Origin of the sequence: Knoellia sp. p5-6-4, assembly GCF_029222705.1 — a bacterium.
In the GTDB taxonomy this organism is placed as follows: Bacteria; Actinomycetota; Actinomycetes; order Actinomycetales; family Dermatophilaceae; genus Pedococcus_A.
On the sequence record NZ_JARGZF010000001.1, the window covers coordinates 881,052 to 896,764 of the forward strand.

The following is a 15,713-nucleotide window of genomic DNA, read 5'->3' on the forward strand; positions in this document are numbered from 1 at the left end:
CGCCGCCTGCGTCGTCTGTCGAGGTGATGGAGGCTGTGGGCGTGCTCGCTCGGGGGGCACAGCAGGACGGGTCCGCGCAGGGCGTGGACCCGCTCGTCGTCACGCTCTTCACCACGGAGGCTGCTCGTCTGGTGTCCCTCGCCCGCTTCTTCGTCGACGACCGCACCGCCGCCGAGGACCTCGTCCAGGAGGCCTTCATCCGGCTCGCCCGCAGCTCGCACCGCATCCAGGACGAGACGCGCGCCGCGGCATACCTGCGCTCGATCGTCATCAACCTCGCCCGCGACCACAACCGCCGCGGGCTGGTCTCCCTGCGCCACCGGCCGCCCGCCGTCGCGGACGAGCCCTCGGCCGAGGAGCAGGCCACCGGGCGCGAGTCGCGCCGCGAGGTCGTGGCGGCGCTGCGGGGCCTGCCGAAGCGGCAGCGCGACTGCGTGGCTCTGCGCTACTACCTCGAGCTGCCCGTCCCCGAGATCGCCGAGACGCTCGGGCTGTCGGTCAACTCGGTCAAGACCCACCTGCAGCGGGGCCTGCGCAGCATGGCCGTCGCCCTCCAGGAGAAACACGTGCCGCCGCAGATGGGAGAGACGCGATGAGCTCGCTCGAGGACCGCCTGCACGACGCGCTGACCGGTGACGACCCCGGTCGCGCGCTCTCCCCCGACCTGTTCGCCCGAGTCGTCGGCAGCATCGACGACGACCGTCGCCGACGGCGCCGCATTCGCCGCACCGCCACCGCCTGGGGGGTCGGCCTCGCGCTGGCCACCGCCGGCGTCATCACCCTGCAGAGAGAAGGAATCGGCATGCCCTGGTGGGTTCTCGAGATCGCGACGACCCTCGGCCTGGTCGCCATCGCCCTGTGGCTCGGCCCGTTCATCAAGCGCTTCGGACGGGCCTACGCCGCCGACGTCTTCCACGACAACCCGCTCACCGGCAAGAGCTACATCGTGCTCACCGACGTCGTCTACTACCTGATCTTCGCGGCCTACATCCTCTTCACGGTGCGCCTCGAGCCCGACAACTCGTGGTCGCACACCAACCTGGTCACCACCGCCACGGCCGGGCAGCTGAAGTTCGAGGTCGAGCGCATCGGCGGCATCCTGCTCATCATCGGCGTGCTGCACGGCCTCAACATCGTGCTCATGCCCGTGCTCGGCCGGCTGTTCTCCCTCAACCGCCGCCTCCCCGACAAGGTGGGCCGGCTCTGAGCGCCCGCCGCCCGGCATACCCACCACCACGAACGACACCGCGCCGCCCCCTCGTGAGGGAGCGGCGCGGTGTCGTGTGTATGCCGGGTGGTCCCGGCCGTGCCTCAGATCGAGTCGGCGGTGGTGGCGTAGCCACCGGCCGGCGTCTGCACCTGCGAGACGTCGATCGTCTCGATGATCTCCCGCGGGGCGGCGAAGTGGCACGCGGAGGGGTGCTCGCCCGCGCCGTCCGGCCGGTTGACCAGCTCGGGGACGTCGACCTTGCACCTCTCCTGCGCCTTGAAGCACCGGGTGTGGAAGCGGCAGCCCGACGGCGGGTTCGCCGGCGAGGGCACGTCACCCTGCAGGACGATCTGCTCGCGCTTGTTGCGCAGCGTCGGGTCGGGCACCGGCACCGCCGACAGCAGGGCCTGCGTGTAGGGGTGCGTCGGGCGCGAGTACACCTGGTCCTCGTCGCCGATCTCCGCCATCTTGCCGAGGTACATCACACCGACCCGGTCGGAGATGTGCCGCACCACCGACAGGTCGTGGGCGATGAAGACGTAGGACAGGCCGAGCTCGTCCTGCAGCTTCTCCATCAGGTTGACGACCTGGGCCTGCACCGACACGTCGAGCGCCGAGACCGGCTCGTCGCAGATCAGCACCTTCGGGTTCAGCGCGATGCCACGGGCGATGCCGATGCGCTGGCGCTGTCCACCGGAGAACTGGTGCGGGTAACGGTTGATGTGCTCGGGGTTGAGGCCCACGAGGTCGAGCAGCTCCTGCACCCGCTTGCGACGGCCCTGCTTCGGCACCACGTCGGGGTGGATGTCGAAGGGCTCCCCGATGATGTCGCCGACCGTCTTGCGCGGGTTCAGCGACGTGTAGGGGTCCTGGAACACGATCTGGATGTCGCGACGCAGCTTGCGCATGGCGCGGCCACGCTGGCTGTAGACGTCGACCCCGTCGAAGATGAGCGAGCCCGAGGTGGGCTCCTCCAGGCGCATCAGCAGGCGGCCGAGGGTGGACTTGCCACAGCCGGACTCGCCCACGATGCCCAGCGTCTCGCCCTTGTAGAGCTCGAAGCTGACGCCGTCGACGGCCTTGACGTGCCCGACCGTCCGACGCAGCACGCCACCCTTGATCGGGTAGTGCTTGACCAGGTCGGTCGCGGTCAGAATGGCCTCAGCCATTGAGGACCTCCTCGGAGAAGTGGCAGGCCGCCTCGCGGCCGGGCAGGACCTCCCGCAGCTCCGGCCGGTCCTGGGTGCAGACCGGCTGGGCGTAGCGGCAGCGCGGGTTGAACGCGCAGCCCGGCGGGATCCGCATCAGGTTCGGCGGGAGACCACCGATCGCCGCGAGGTTCTGGCCCTTGAGGTCCAGGCGCGGGATCGACTCGAGCAGGCCCTTGGTGTACGGGTGGGCCGGCTGGCGGTAGAGGTCGTAGACGTCGGAGCGCTCGACGATCCGGCCGGCGTACATGACCGCGATCTTGTCGGCGACGTCGGCGACCACGCCGAGGTCGTGCGTGATGAGGATGAGCCCCATCTGGCGCTCCTCCTGCAGCTCCTGCAGGAGGGCCATGATCTGCGCCTGCACGGTCACGTCGAGCGCCGTGGTCGGCTCGTCGGCGATGAGCACCGCCGGGTCGAGCGCGATGGACATCGCGATCATGATGCGCTGGCGCATGCCGCCCGAGAACTGGTGCGGGTAGGCCTTGACCCGCTCCTTGGCCGCCGGGATCTGCACCCGCTGCATGAGCTTGATCGCACGCTCGAGGGCGTCGGACTTGTTCATGCCGCGGTGCTGGCGGAACATCTCGGCGATCTGCCAGCCGACCGGGAACACCGGGTTCAGCGACGACAGCGCGTCCTGGAAGACCATCGAGATCTCGGGGCCGCGGGTCTTGCGACGCTGCTCGTCGGGCATGGTGAGCAGGTCCTGGCCGCAGTAGCGCACCTGGCCGCCGGTGATGCGGGCCGGGGGCATGTCGAGGATGCCCATGATGGCCTGGGCCGTCACCGACTTGCCCGAGCCGGACTCACCGAGGATGGCCAGGGTCTCGCCCTGGTAGAGGTCGAACGAGACACCGTTGATGGCCTTGGCCACCCCGTCGTCGGTGTGGAACTCCACGAAGAGGTCGTCGACCTCGAGCAGCAGACCGTCCTTCGGCTTGTAGGCCGAGTCCGCGGTCGCCTGCCGGCGCGCTTCGCCGCGGGTGGCGGCGGTGCTGGATTCAGTGGTTGTCATGTGCGTCTTTCTCCCGACTCTCGGACTCAGCGCGTCTTCGGGTCGAAGGCGTCACGCACGGCGTCGCCGAGCATGATGAAGGCCAGGACCGTGAGGCTCAGGAAGAGGCTCGGGAACAGCAGGATGTGGGGGGTGGTCCGCAGCGCGACCAGGGCGTCGGAGATGGAGACGCCCCACGAGATCGCCGGCGGGGTCAGGCCGATGCCGAGGAACGACAGGGTCGCCTCCAGCGCGATGTAGACACCGAGGTTGATCGTCGCCACGACGATGAGCGGAGCCATCGCGTTGGGGAGGATGTGCGAGCGGATGATCCTGATCGGGCTCGCACCCAGCGCGCGGGCAGCCTGGACGTAGTCGTTGGGCTTGACCTGCAGCACGCTCGATCGCATGAGGCGCGTGAGGCCCGGCCAGCCCAGGATCGTCAGCGCCAGCACCACCTTGAAGACCACCACGAGGTAAGCCGAGTTGGCGTCGTTGGGGAACGTCGACATGAACAGGATGCCGCCGAGCAGCAGCGGGACGGCCAGGAAGACGTCCGTGATCCGGGAGATCAGCGTGTCGCCCCACCCGCTGGAGAAGCCGGCGATGACGCCCAGGAGACCGCCGAGGATGACCGTGCCGATCGTGGTGAACACGCCGACCAGGATCGAGGCGCGGGCGCCGTAGATGGTGCGCGCGTAGATGTCGTAGCCCTGGATGTCGCGGCCGAACCACGCCTCGGAGTTCGGGCGCATGCGGGCGTCCTTCAGGACCGCCTCGGTGGGGTCGGTGGAGGTGAACAGCTGGGGCACCGCGGCCATGACCACGAAGAGCGTGATGAGCACGACGGACACCCAGAAGATCGGGTTCTTCTTCAGCTGGCGCCAGGCGTCGGAGGTGAGGGAGCGTGCGCCGCCCTCGGTGGCATCCGCGACGTGGGTCTCCTGGCCTACGGCGATCGTGGTGGCCTCAGTCATGGCTGATCCTCGGGTCGAGCACGCCGTACAGGAGGTCGACGAGCAGGTTGGCGAAGAGATAGACGACGACCAGCGCGGTCACCGTGCCGACGACGGCCACGCCGTCACGGGCTCCGATGCTGCGGAAGAGGTAGCCGCCGACGCCCTGGATGTTGAAGATGCGCTCGGTGACGATGGCGCCGCCGAGGAGGGCGCCGATGTCGACACCGAGGTAGGTGACGACGGGGATCAGCGAGTTGCGCAGCGTGTGCAGGCCGACCGCGCGGCGCCTGGTGAGGCCCTTGGCAATGGCGGTGCGCACGTAGTCGGCGCGCAGGTTCTCGACCATGTTGGTGCGGGTCAGGCGGGCGATGTAGGCGACCGACGCGGAGCCGAGCACCAGGGAGGGCAGCAGGAGCTCGTAGAACGTGGCCTGAGGCGAGACGGTGACCGGGAAGAGGCCGAGCCGGACGCCGAGGAACATCTGCAGCGTCGCGCCGATGACGAAGATGGGGATGGAGATGACGAAGAGCGTGCTCACCAGGACGAGGTTGTCGATGAACCTGCCCTTGCGGATGCCCGCCAGCACGCCCGCGAAGATGCCGATGACGGCCTCCCACGCGATGGCCATGAGGGCCAGCTTGCCGGTCGTGACGTACCGCTTGGAGAGCTCCTCCTTCACGGGGATGCCGTAGAAGTTGGTGCCCAGGTCACCCTGGGCGAGCTTGCCCAGGTACTTCCCGTACTGCACGAGCAGCGGGTCGTTCAGGTTGTGCTCCTCGCGGAACTTCGCGACGTAGGCATCGGAGCACGGACGCTCACCGCACTTGCCTGCCGTGGGGTCGCCGGGGAGGGCGAACACCATGGCGAAAATCAGGAACGTAGCGCCAAGAATCACGGGGATCATCTGGAGCAGTCGCCGCACGATGTACTTGCCCACGTCACCTCCTAATAAATCTGACGCACCGGTGCAGGGGTGGGACCGGGTGCGTGGTCGTGGGAACCATCCGCCTTCAGCGACCGGGTGCCCGTGGGCCCCGTGACTATCTCGACCTAGACAACATAGTCCGCTTGGCGGGGGTCAGCGTAGGACAGGATAAGCCCTCCGCCGAGCAGGTCGTTCACCTGCTGTTGGGCAGGTCGTCCACCTGCCGTCGAGCAGGTGTGTCCACCTGCTGATGAGCAGGCCATCGGCCTGCCAGCTGCTGGAGCTGGCAGGCCGATGACTTCACTGCTGTCACCTGTGTCCAGGTGTTTGCCTCACTTGACGGAGACGGACGACCAGTCGATGGTGCCGAAGGCCGTGATCTTCACGCCGGTGACCTTGTCGGACCAGCCCATGGTGGCGGTGGAGTACCACATCGGGATGGCCGGGAAGTCGTTGGCGAGGAGAGCCTCGGCCTCCTGGTACTTCTTGTTGGCCTCTGCCGGGTCGGTGGCGGCAGCAGCCTCGACGAGCAGCTTGTCGAAGGCCGGGTTGCTGTAGTCACCGTCGTTGGAGGACGCGCCGGTCTTGAAGATCGGAGCCAGGAAGTTCTCGATCGACGGGTAGTCCATCTGCCAGCCGGTGCGGAACATGCCCTTCAGCTTGCGCTCGCCGATCTGCGTGCGGAAGGTTGAGAAGTCCACGACCGGGGTGGCGACACAGTCGACACCGAGGGCGCTCTTGATGGAGTTGCAGGTCGCCTCGGTCCAGCCCTTGTGGGAAGCGTCGGCGTTGTAGGACAGCGTGATCTTGCCACCCTTGAAGCCGCCGGCCTCAGCAAGCTTGGCCTTGGCCTTGGCCGGGTCGAACTTGCAGAACTCGCCACACTGGTCGGCCTTGTAGCCGTCCACGACCGGGGAGACCCAGCCGGTGGCGGGCTTGCGGGTGTTGTTGAAGATCTGCTTGATGATGGTGTCGCGGTCGATCGCCATGGAGATCGCCTGACGCACCTTCGGGTCCGCGTAGTTCGGGTCGACCTTGGTCGGCGGGAAGGTGATCGTCTGGATGACGCCGACGGCCTTCTGCGCGTTGCGGTCAGGCAGGTCGGTCTTGTACTTGTCGTCGATCTGCGCGCTGGACGGGACCTCGTCGGTGATGTCCAGCTGGTTGGCGATGACGTCGTTGTAGGCGGCGTCAGCGTCCTGGTAGATCTTGAAGTTGATGCTGTCGACCTTGCCACCGAACTTGCCGGAGTACTCGGCGAACTTCGAGAGCTTGATCTCGGTGTTCTTGGTCCAGACGTCGACCTTGTAGGGGCCCGCGCCGATCGGCTTCTCGCCGTAGGCCTTCGGGTCCTTGAAGAAGGCGTCCGGGAGCGGGGCGAAGGCGGTGTAGCCCAGGCGGACCGGGAGGTTGGAGACCTTCTCGGTGGTCTTGATGGTGAAGGTGTGGTCGTCGACGACCTTCAGACCGGTGAGCTTGTCAGCCTTCGGCTTGGCCTTGCACTCCTCGTCGGAGCACTGCATGTCACCGAAGCCCTCGATGGGCTCCATGAAGTAGCCGGAGGACTGGGCGTTCGGGCCGTAGGCGCCGTAGTTCCAGGCGTCCACGAAGTTCTTGGCCTTGACCTCGGTGCCGTCGTGGAACTTGTAGCCCTTGACCAGCTTGACGGTGAAGTTCTGGTTGTCCTCGGTGGTGATCGACTCCGCGATGTCGTTCTCGGGAGCAGCGGTCTCCGGGTTGTAGTGGACCAGCTTCGCGGTCGAGGCGTCCAGGACGTTGCCACCACAGGTCTCGGTGGTGTTGGTGGGAACCAGCGGGTTCTCGGGGTTGCAGCCCCGGACCGTGATGGCTCCGCCGGTCTTGCTACCGGCAGCACCGGTGTTGGCCGCTTCGCCCGACTCGCCACCGCCACACGCTGCGGCAAGCAGCGCGGCGGCAGAGATGCCAGCGAACGTGGCCACCGTGCGAGTAGTTCCTCGCATGGATGTCCTCCTACGTAAGGTCAGCCCGTTCAGGTCGAACGGTGGGTCCGGACGCGCACCGGGTGGAGCGCAGCCCTGTAACGCTCAAGGCGTCGTTGTGTGGACCCCATGAAAGAGCAGACGCAGCCCAAATGCGACAACCCCGACGAAGCCGAAATCGAAACGTGACCGACTTGTTGGCCAATCGCTGCCGAACCTGCGCCGTGGCGTCGCGACGTGCGCAAAAAGAGTGGGCTAGCCCCCGGTCTGCTGCACGATGCCGCTCCAGACAGCCTCGCTGCCGGAATGACCGGTGCGGACCGCCCAGTAGAGCGCCGCGGCCGCGACGACCAGGGTCAGCACCGCAGGAAGCCGCTCCGGCACCGCGACGTCCCGCGTGCGCAGGGCCTGCACGAGCACGGACGCGAAGAGCAGGGCCAGGGCGAAGAAGGGCAGGACGTCGGCGACCTCCGCGTGCTCCTGCGCGACCTGCCCGCCCATCCGCTGCTGCAGCGCCTGGCCGCTCTCCTTGGCCACGAAGGTCAGGGCTGCCGTCCCCGCGTTGGCGACGACCACGGCCCAGCCGACGACCCGGCTCACCCGCGGCAGGAACGCCCACACCGTCGTCACCACCGTCATCAACGGCAGCAGCACCACGACACCGTGCACGACGAGCGCGTGCACCGGCAGACCGAAGACCGTGTCGAACACCGCGGCCGCCTTCCCTCTCGGTGGTTCCCTGCGCAGACGCTAGCCCGCACGGAGCGCCGGCGGCCACGCCCGACACCTGTGAGTTCGCTGGGAGCCGGCCACCCGGCATACGCCCGCGTGTCGGGGCAGGTGCACCACCCCCGCCCCGGGACGGGCTAGTTTGGCAGCGTGGCCACCTATGACGATGACCTCCGCCTGGCGCACGTGCTGGCCGACGCGGTGGAGCGGATCACCATGTCGCGCTTCCGTGCCGAGGACCTGACGGTCGAGTCCAAGCCCGACCTCACGCTCGTCAGCGACGCCGACAAGGCTGCGGAGGAGCTCGTCCGGATGCAGCTCAAGCGCACCCGTCCACGCGACGCCGTCGAGGGCGAGGAGTTCGAGACCACCGGTCACGGACCCCGCCGCTGGGTCATCGACCCCATCGACGGCACCCACAACTTCGTGCGCGGGCTGCCGGTGTGGGCGACGCTGATCTCGTTGGTGGACAACGAGATGCCGGTGCTCGGCCTGGTCGCGGCCCCGGCGCTCGGCCGCCGCTGGTGGGCCGCGAACGGGTCGGGCGCCTGGTCGGGCCGCAGCCTCGCCGCCGCCAAGCGCGTGCACGTCTCGAAGGTCTCGCGCGTCGAGGACGCCTCGCTGTCCTACTCGAGCCTCAAGGGCTGGCGCGACGTCGGCCGGCACGAGGAGTTCCTGGCGCTGACCGACGACTGCTGGCGCACCCGGGCCTACGGCGACTTCTGGTCCTACATGCTCGTCGCCGAGGGCGCGGTCGACATCGCCGCAGAGCCCGAGCTCGCGGTCTACGACATGGCCGCACTGGTGCCGATCGTCACCGAGGCCGGCGGCCGCTTCACCTCGCTCGCCGGCAAGCCGGGCCCGTGGGGCGGCAACGCCGTGGCCACCAACGGCCTGCTCCACGACGAGGTGCTGGCGCGCATCGGCACCGCGTAGCCGGTTCTGCCGGTTCGAGGTGAAAACGCCGGTGTTTTCCCTCAGTTGGGGACGACCGTGACCTCTCCCCTGCCCAGTTCCTTCAGCTGGTCGGCATACAGGCCGGCGTCGCCCACCACCACCACGGTCCACTGCCCGTCGACCCAGCGGCGGTAGGCCTCGACGAGCGCATCGCCGTCGAGCGCCTGCATGGCGAGCAGGTTGTCGGTGGTGAACTGCGTGGTCAGGCCGTCGAGCGCCATCGTCGCGGCCTCGTCGGCCACGGCGTCGGCGGTGGCGTAGCGACCCGGTGCGGTCTTGCTGATGAAGTCGATGCCCGCGCGGACCTCGGCCTCGTTGAAGCCCTCTCGGCCCGACTCCAGGATCTCGAGCAGCAGCTTCACCGACTCCACGGTCGAGTCGGCGCGCACCGAGCCGTTGGTGAGGAAGAGCCCGCCGCGGCGCCGGGGCCGGAAGCTGGAGCGGATGCCGTAGGTGAAGCCCTTCTCCTCGCGCAGCACCGCGTCGACGCGCGCGTTCGGGGAGCCGCCCACGACGAAGGCCAGGACGGGGTATGCCGCCCAGCCGCCTTCCGCGCGGCGGTCCGGGCCCGCGCAGCCCACCGAGAGCTCGCTCTGCACCGAGCCGGGGCGGTCGACGAGCACGATGCGTGCGGCGTCGGTCGCGCGGGCCGGCGGCTCGGCGCTCGGCGCCGCGACCTCCTGGCCGTCGGTGCGCCACTGCCCCAGCGACTCGTCTGCCAGGGCCGCGACGTCGAGGTCCGACAGGTCGCCGGCGACCACGACGGTCAGCCCCTGCGGCCCGATGAACCGGCGGTGGAAGTCGACGAAGTCGTCGCGGGTCAGCGACGCGACCGTCTCGTGGCTGCCGGCGCCCGGCCGGGAGGCGCGCTCACCGCTGTCGAAGAAGGTGGCGATGAACTCGCGGGCGGCCCGGTGCGGGGCCATCGCCCGCTCCTGCTCGATCTCGGCCAGACGCGTCTTGACGTGCCGGCTCACCTCGGCCTCGGGGAAGACCGGCTCGCCCAGCGCCTGCTGGAGCAGGTCGAGCGCCTCGCCGAGCCGCCGCTTGGGCACGTCGAGGTCGACGCTGAGGCCGCTGTCGCTCATCCCGGCGCCCAGGGCGATTCCCTTGCGCTCGAGCAGCTGGGCGAACTCCTCGGAGGTGTGCCGCTTCGTCCCCTCGTCGAGCAGCCGCGCGGTGAGCGCCGCGACGCCCTCGCGCTCGCGCGGCTCGACGGTGAGCGGCAGCGGCAGCACCGTGCGCACCGAGACGACGTACTGGCCTGGTATGTCGTAGGCCAGCAGCGAGATGCCGTTGGACAGGGTGTGCCGCTGCGGCTCGGGGAATGCCCACGGCTGGGGCGGGACGACCTCGGGTCGGGCGCTCACGCGGCCTCCTCCTCCACGGCGACGAGGTGCGCCACGACGGCTCGGTTGTGGGGGCGCAGCCACGTCTGGGCCATCGCCTGGACCTGCTCGGCGGTGACGGCGGTCAGCCGGTCGAGGTAGGTGTTGATGAACTGCGGGTCGTCGTGCAGCAGGGTGTGCTGGCTGATCGCGTCGGCCCGCTCCTCCTGGCTGGCGAGGGCGTGCAGCCACGAGCGCTCGGCCTGGGCCAGCGCCGACTCCATCTCGACCTCGGTGGGCCCCTCCTGCGCGAACCGCTCGAGCTCCTCGAGCGCCCGGGCCTCCACGGTGTCGGGGTCCTGGCCGTCGGCGATGTCGAGCACGATGAAGCCGAGCGAGACCCCGTCGACGAACCCCATGCTGTGGGCCTGCACCGCGTTGGCCACCTGCTCGCGGCGCACGAGGCGCTGCACCAGCCTCGATGTGGTCAGCCCGCCGATGACGTCGAGGGCCAGCGAGGCGGCGAAGAACTCCTCGGTGTTGTCGACCGGCAGGCGGAAGGCCATGTGCAGCCGGTCGTTGGGCACCTCGTCACGCCGCTCGAACCGCACCGGCTCGGTGATGGGGCCGAGCTGGTCGTGGTTGCCCCGCTGCGGCTCGGCCGAGGCCGGCAGCCCGCCGAAGTACTTCTCGGCGGCCGCGAAGCCCTCCTCCGGCGTCAGGTCGCCGACCAGGGTCAGCACCGTGTTGTTGGGGCCGTAGTAGCGGCGGAAGAAGGCGTGCACGTCCTCGAGGCTGGCGGCGTCGAGGTCCTCCATCGACCCGATCGTCGGGTGGTGGTAGGGGTGCTCGGGCGGGAAGACCGTGGCGTAGGTGTCGATCAGCGCGTTGCCGTAGGGCACGTTGTCGTAGCGCTGCCGCTTCTCCTCCTTGACCACGTCGCGCTGGTTGTCGAGGTTGGCCTGGTTGACGGCGTCGAGCAGGTAGCCGTGCCGGTCGGCCTCCATCCAGAGGGCGAGCTCGAAGGCGCCCTTGGGGACCGTCTCGAAGTAGTTGGTGCGGTCGAACCAGGTCGTCGCGTTGAGCCGGCCGCCCTCGGCCATGAGCCGGGTGAAGTGCTCGCCGCTGGCGACGTTGCGCGACCCCTGGAACATCAGGTGCTCGAAGAGGTGCGCGAACCCGGTGCGGCCCGGCGCCTCGTGCCGCGACCCCACGTTGACCCAGAGGTTGACGGTCACGTTGGGCACGCTCGTGTCGGGTGAGACGACCACCCTGAGGCCGTTGGCCAGGGTCTTCTCGTGGATCGGGTAGTCCAGCGCCATGGCGACACCCTAGGTGACACGTGCGCCCCAGACGCCACCACCGCGGCGCACTCAGCAAAGGCTGCTGCCGCAGAGGCATGCAGCAACCTGCCCTGACGGCAGCAACCGCTGCTAGCAGAAGTTGCTGCAGGGGGTGGGGTGGTGGGGGGAGGCGGGGGTCAGGAGGAGCGGTAGGCGCGCTCGCGGGCCTCGGCCACCGACAGGTGCTCGGGCTTCCTGTCCCCGGGCACCCTGGGCAGCGACGGGGAGTAATCCTCGCCGAGGTCGGCGATCGCGTTGCGGGCGAAGACCTGCTGCTCGGTGACCGTGCGCTCGGCGCGGCCGCGCCCGAGGAAGCTGACGGCCCAGTGCAGCAGCGTGGTCAGGCGGTGCTTGAACCCGATGATGTAGACCAGGTGGACGGCCAGCCAGAGCAGCCAGGCGACGAAGCCGCCGAAGCGGAGCTTGCCGATGCTCGCCACGGCGCTGAACCGCGAGATGGTCGCCATGGAGCCCTTGTCCTTGTACTCGAACGGGCCCTTGGGCGGCTGGCCGGCGAGCCGGCGCTTGACCTGCTCGGCGGCATACCGGGCGCCCTGGATCGCCACCTGGGCCACGCCCGGGTAGCCCTTGAGCGCGGCCATGTCGCCCACCACGAACACCTCGGGGTGGCCCGGCAGCGTCAGGTCGTCGTTGACCTTCACGCGCCCGGCCCGGTCGACCTCGGCCCCGGACTGCTCGGCCAGCATCGCCCCGAGCTCGGAGGCCTGCACGCCGGCGGCCCACACCTTGGTGACCGACTCGATGCGGCGGCGCTGGCCGCTGCCGTCCTCCACCTCGATGCCGGTCGAGTCGACGCCGACGACCTTGGCGCCGAGCTGGACCTCGACCCCGAGCTGCTGGAGCTTGCGGGTGGCCTTGGCGCCGAGGTCCTCGCCGAACGCCGACAGCACCTGGGGTGCGGCGTCGAGCAGGACGATCCGCGCCCGGCTGGGGTCGATCCGGCGGAAGTCGCGCTTGAGGGTGCGGTGCGCCAGCTCGGCGATCTGCCCCGCCATCTCGACACCGGTCGGCCCGGCGCCGACGACGACGAAGGTCATCAGCCGCTCGATCTCCTTGGGGGTGCTGGCCAGCTCGGCGGTCTCGAAGGCGCCGAAGATGCGGCCGCGCAGCTCGAGGGCGTCGTCGATGCTCTTCATGCCGGGGGCGTAGCGAGCGAAGTGGTCGTTGCCGAAGTAGGACTGCCCCGCGCCGGCTGCGACGAGGAGGGTGTCGTAGGGGGTCACGGTGTCTCGGTCGAGCACCCGCGAGGTGACCGTCTTCGCCTCGAGGTCGATGTGGGTGACGGTGCCGAGGATGACCCGGGCGTTCCTCTGCCGGGCGAGCACCTCACGGGTGGCCGGCGCGATCTCGCCCTCGGACAGGATGCCGGTGGCCACCTGGTAGAGCAGCGGCTGGAACAGGTGGTGGGTGGTCTTGGCGACCAGCGTGATGTCGACGTCGGCCCGCTTCAGCGCCTGCGTCCCGAACAGGCCCCCGAAACCGGACCCGATGACGACCACCCGGTGGCGCGGGGTGGCTGATGACTCCTGCGACGGCATACGGTCACTCTCCTCTTCACGCGAAAGGACGGCCACCCCACCAGGGGTGCCGTCCTCGCTGACGCCATGGGTGCACTCGCGTCAACAACGCTAGGGCAGCCCGTATGCCGTGTCCGCCCGCGCGTGCGCGCGGTGCGACGCGCGTCACGTCGCCGGGGGTGGGGGGCGGCCGGCGTTCTCACAGCGTGGACGTCACCGCGTCGACGTGGTGGCGCCCTCGGTGGCGGTCGTGGTCGTCGTCACGGTCGTCGTGACGGTCACGGTGACCGTCGTCGTGGTCGTCCTCGGGCGCCTGGTGGTCGGGCAGCCCGACTCGGTGGGCTCGTCCGGCGAGGTCTCGCTCGTCGTCGTGCTCGTCGCCGGGGTGAGCGAGGTGGTGGTGCGCGGCGTGGTGGTGGCTGGTGGCGCCGTGGTCGTCGGCTGCGGTGCCTCCCTCCCGGTCTCCGTGCTCGCCTCCGTCTCGGTGTCCGTCTCGGTCTCCGTGTCGGTCTCCGTGTCGGTCTCGGTGTCGGTGGCCGTCGGGTCGGCGGCGTCGTCCGTGGTGCAGGCCGGCGTGGCCGACGTCGACCCGGTGGGCGTGGTGGTGGGTGCTTCGGTGGTGCTCGTGGCGGTCGCGCTGGGCGTCGTGGTCACCGGCTGCGGGACGGCGGTCGTCGCGGTCGACGGCTCTGCGGACGCGGTGGTGGGCGCCGAGGTGGCCGCGACGCCCCTCTCGAGGGCGGGCAGCAGGCTGGCCCGGCCGCCCGAGGCGACCCGGAAGCCGACGGCGCCGACCGCCTCGAGGCCCTCGGCCTCGAAGTACTCCTGCCACTCCACCACCGCGACGACGTAGTCGATCGACTGGTTGTAGGACCAGATCGCGGCGTGGAGGTCGTCGGCCTTGGACAGGTCGCGGCCGTAACGGCAGAGGTAGCCCGCTGCGGAGTGGGCGGCGTCGTAGACGTTCTGCGGGTCGGCATCGCCGTCGCCGTCGCCGTCGACGCCGGCCCAGGCCCAGGTGCTCGGGATGAACTGCATCGGCCCCACCGCACGGTCCCACTCGCTGTGGCCGTCGTAGTGGCCGCCGTCGCTGTCGCGGATGACGGCGAACGGGCCGCCGTCGAGGAGGGGACCGTAGATGCCCGGTCGGACGCGGTGGTCGCTGCCGATCTGGCGCCCACCCGCCGAGCCGGACTCGACCTGCCCGATCGCCGCGAGCAGGGCGACCGGCAGGCTGCACGAGGCGGGGGCGGCCGCGGCGGCGGAGCGGTAGGCCGCCACCAGGGCGCCGGAGCGGTCGAGGTCGCTCTCCGTGACCGGGTGGGCGGACCTCGTGGCGGGGCGCGGGATGGGGCGCGTCGAGAGCGTGACCCGCTCCACCCGCGTCGGCGTGGTGGACGGCGGCGGAGCGGTCGGCCCGAGGTCGTCGAACCGGTCGTAGGACGGAAGGGAGTAGGGCGTGCTCGGGGCCGTGCGGAGCTCCGGCGCCGCGCGCGGCCCGCTTCCGGCAAACGCCACGAGCCCGGCGAGCATCACTGCCGTCAGCCGAAGATGCAAGACAGGTCCCCCTTCCCCGGCCATCGTGACCCGGCCGCCTCGACGAAGACCACCCCCGGTGGGCGAAATGGTCAGGAAGGGCCAAACATCACCCGCGGAGGGCTAGGCGAGGCGTCGCAGGGGCTACGCCATCTGTCCGAGGCGGCCGGCCATGAATGCTGGGACTGCCTCGGGGGCCCTGCCCTGAAAGGCGAAGTCCCAGCTCTCGCGCCTCACGCGGTGGTGAGGCGCGAGAGCTGGACTTCGCGCTACGGGCTGACCGGTTCGGCTACGACTCCTTCTCGCGCAGCCGGGAGGCGAACACCGCAGCCTGCGTGCGGCGCTCCATGCCGAGCTTGGCGAGGATGCTCGAGACGTAGTTCTTCACCGTCTTCTCGGCCAGGAACATCTCCTTGCCGATCTGCCGGTTGGTCAGTCCGTCGGCGATGTGCATGAGCACCCGGCGCTCCTGCTCGGTGAGGCCGGAGAGGGCCGAGTCCTCCTCGTGGCCGCCGCGCAGGCGCTCGAGCACCCGCGCGGTGACCTGCGGGTCGAGCAGCGACTGGCCCTGGGCGACCCGCAGGATGGCGTCGATGAGCTCGTTGCCCCGGATCTGCTTCAGCACGTATCCCGCCGCGCCGGCCATGATCGCGTGGAAGAGCGCCTCGTCGTCGTCGTAGGAGGTGAGGATGAGGCAGGCGATGGAGGGGTCGACCGAACGCACGTCGCGGCACACGTCGATGCCGCTGCCGTCGGGCAGCCGGCCGTCGAGCACGGCCACGTCGGGGCGCAGCGCGGGGATGCGACGGGTGGCCTCCTCGGCCAGTCCGGACTCGCCGACGACCTCGATGCGCCCGTCGTTCTCGAGCAGCTCGCGCAGCCCGCGCCGCACGATCTCGTGGTCGTCGAGCAGGTAGACGCGGACCTTGCGGTCGGGTGCCGGCTCAGCCGGCGGTGCCGCGGTGGGCTGGTTCTCCATGCCGGACATTCTCGCCCCAGCGCCGCGCTGGTGCACAGGCGCC

14 protein-coding genes are annotated in these 15,713 nt (G+C 69.9%); 3 read left to right on the forward strand and 11 right to left on the reverse strand.

Going from position 1 to position 15,713, the window contains the following annotated elements; all coding sequences use genetic code 11:
* Positions 1–41 precede the first annotated feature (41 nt).
* Both P2F65_RS04205 and P2F65_RS04210 read left to right on the forward strand, forming a co-directional pair.
* Positions 42–596, forward strand: a complete 555-nt coding sequence (locus tag P2F65_RS04205) for a sigma-70 family RNA polymerase sigma factor (RefSeq protein ID WP_275804470.1) — start codon at positions 42–44, stop codon at positions 594–596.
* Entirely contained in the window at positions 593–1,207 is a 615-nt protein-coding gene (locus P2F65_RS04210) for a hypothetical protein (RefSeq protein WP_275804472.1), read from the forward strand. Before P2F65_RS04205 ends, P2F65_RS04210 begins: the two co-directional genes overlap by 4 nt.
* 104 nt (positions 1,208–1,311) lie before the next feature.
* On the opposite strand, the gene P2F65_RS04215 is transcribed toward P2F65_RS04210, so the two are convergent.
* The 6 genes from P2F65_RS04215 to P2F65_RS04240 form a co-directional block, all read right to left on the reverse strand.
* Entirely contained in the window at positions 1,312–2,379 is a 1,068-nt protein-coding gene (locus P2F65_RS04215) for a dipeptide ABC transporter ATP-binding protein (RefSeq protein WP_275804474.1), read from the reverse strand.
* Positions 2,372–3,436, reverse strand: coding sequence for an ABC transporter ATP-binding protein (locus P2F65_RS04220; protein WP_275804476.1), 1,065 nt, complete (start codon positions 3,434–3,436; stop codon positions 2,372–2,374). The genes P2F65_RS04215 and P2F65_RS04220 overlap by 8 nt, the downstream gene beginning before the upstream one ends.
* A gap of 26 nt (positions 3,437–3,462) precedes the next feature.
* Entirely contained in the window at positions 3,463–4,392 is a 930-nt protein-coding gene (locus tag P2F65_RS04225; RefSeq protein WP_275804478.1) for an ABC transporter permease, read from the reverse strand.
* Positions 4,385–5,311, reverse strand: a complete 927-nt coding sequence (locus tag P2F65_RS04230) for an ABC transporter permease (RefSeq protein ID WP_275804480.1) — start codon at positions 5,309–5,311, stop codon at positions 4,385–4,387. Before P2F65_RS04230 ends, P2F65_RS04225 begins: the two co-directional genes overlap by 8 nt.
* A gap of 320 nt (positions 5,312–5,631) precedes the next feature.
* Positions 5,632–7,281 (reverse strand): ABC transporter substrate-binding protein, encoded by a 1,650-nt coding sequence (locus P2F65_RS04235; RefSeq protein WP_275804482.1) that lies wholly within the window; start codon positions 7,279–7,281, stop codon positions 5,632–5,634.
* 234 nt (positions 7,282–7,515) lie between these two features.
* A complete protein-coding gene (locus tag P2F65_RS04240) occupies positions 7,516–7,971 on the reverse strand; it encodes a DUF2231 domain-containing protein (protein ID WP_275804484.1) in 456 nt (151 codons plus the stop codon).
* Between the two features lie 168 nt (positions 7,972–8,139).
* Here P2F65_RS04240 and hisN point away from each other — a divergent pair, with 168 nt between their 5' ends.
* Positions 8,140–8,925 carry a histidinol-phosphatase gene (gene hisN, locus P2F65_RS04245; RefSeq protein ID WP_275804486.1) on the forward strand — a complete coding sequence of 262 codons (786 nt, stop codon included), beginning with the start codon at positions 8,140–8,142 and terminating at the stop codon, positions 8,923–8,925.
* A 41-nt stretch (positions 8,926–8,966) separates the two neighbouring features.
* Here the strand turns inward: hisN and P2F65_RS04250 are convergent, their stop codons facing one another.
* The 5 genes from P2F65_RS04250 to P2F65_RS04270 form a co-directional block, all read right to left on the reverse strand.
* Positions 8,967–10,316: a pitrilysin family protein gene (locus P2F65_RS04250; protein WP_275804488.1), complete on the reverse strand. Its 1,350-nt coding sequence runs from the start codon at positions 10,314–10,316 to the stop codon at positions 8,967–8,969.
* Complete coding sequence (locus P2F65_RS04255) at positions 10,313–11,596, reverse strand: pitrilysin family protein (protein WP_275804490.1); 1,284 nt, start codon at positions 11,594–11,596, stop codon at positions 10,313–10,315. Before P2F65_RS04255 ends, P2F65_RS04250 begins: the two co-directional genes overlap by 4 nt.
* A 158-nt stretch (positions 11,597–11,754) precedes the next feature.
* The gene (locus P2F65_RS04260) at positions 11,755–13,176 is read right to left on the reverse strand and encodes an NAD(P)/FAD-dependent oxidoreductase (protein ID WP_275804491.1); all 1,422 of its coding nucleotides are present in this window, start codon (positions 13,174–13,176) and stop codon (positions 11,755–11,757) included.
* A 192-nt stretch (positions 13,177–13,368) separates the two neighbouring features.
* Positions 13,369–14,712 (reverse strand): lytic transglycosylase domain-containing protein, encoded by a 1,344-nt coding sequence (locus P2F65_RS04265; protein WP_275804493.1) that lies wholly within the window; start codon positions 14,710–14,712, stop codon positions 13,369–13,371.
* 268 nt (positions 14,713–14,980) lie between these two features.
* Positions 14,981–15,670, reverse strand: coding sequence for a response regulator transcription factor (locus P2F65_RS04270; RefSeq protein ID WP_275804495.1), 690 nt, complete (start codon positions 15,668–15,670; stop codon positions 14,981–14,983).
* Positions 15,671–15,713: the final 43 nt, after the last annotated feature.

Bases quoted from the DNA above. Each gene is read 5' to 3' on its own strand.
- P2F65_RS04260 (WP_275804491.1), bottom strand. From the start codon at position 13,176: ATGCCGTCGCAGGAGTCATCAGCCACCCCGCGCCACCGGGTGGTCGTC.
- P2F65_RS04235 (WP_275804482.1), bottom strand. From the start codon at position 7,281: ATGCGAGGAACTACTCGCACGGTGGCCACGTTCGCTGGCATCTCTGCC.
- P2F65_RS04270 (WP_275804495.1), bottom strand. From the start codon at position 15,670: ATGGAGAACCAGCCCACCGCGGCACCGCCGGCTGAGCCGGCACCCGAC.
- P2F65_RS04225 (WP_275804478.1), bottom strand. From the start codon at position 4,392: ATGACTGAGGCCACCACGATCGCCGTAGGCCAGGAGACCCACGTCGCG.
- P2F65_RS04220 (WP_275804476.1), bottom strand. From the start codon at position 3,436: ATGACAACCACTGAATCCAGCACCGCCGCCACCCGCGGCGAAGCGCGC.
- P2F65_RS04255 (WP_275804490.1), bottom strand. From the start codon at position 11,596: ATGGCGCTGGACTACCCGATCCACGAGAAGACCCTGGCCAACGGCCTC.
- P2F65_RS04215 (WP_275804474.1), bottom strand. From the start codon at position 2,379: ATGGCTGAGGCCATTCTGACCGCGACCGACCTGGTCAAGCACTACCCG.
- P2F65_RS04210 (WP_275804472.1), top strand. From the start codon at position 593: ATGAGCTCGCTCGAGGACCGCCTGCACGACGCGCTGACCGGTGACGAC.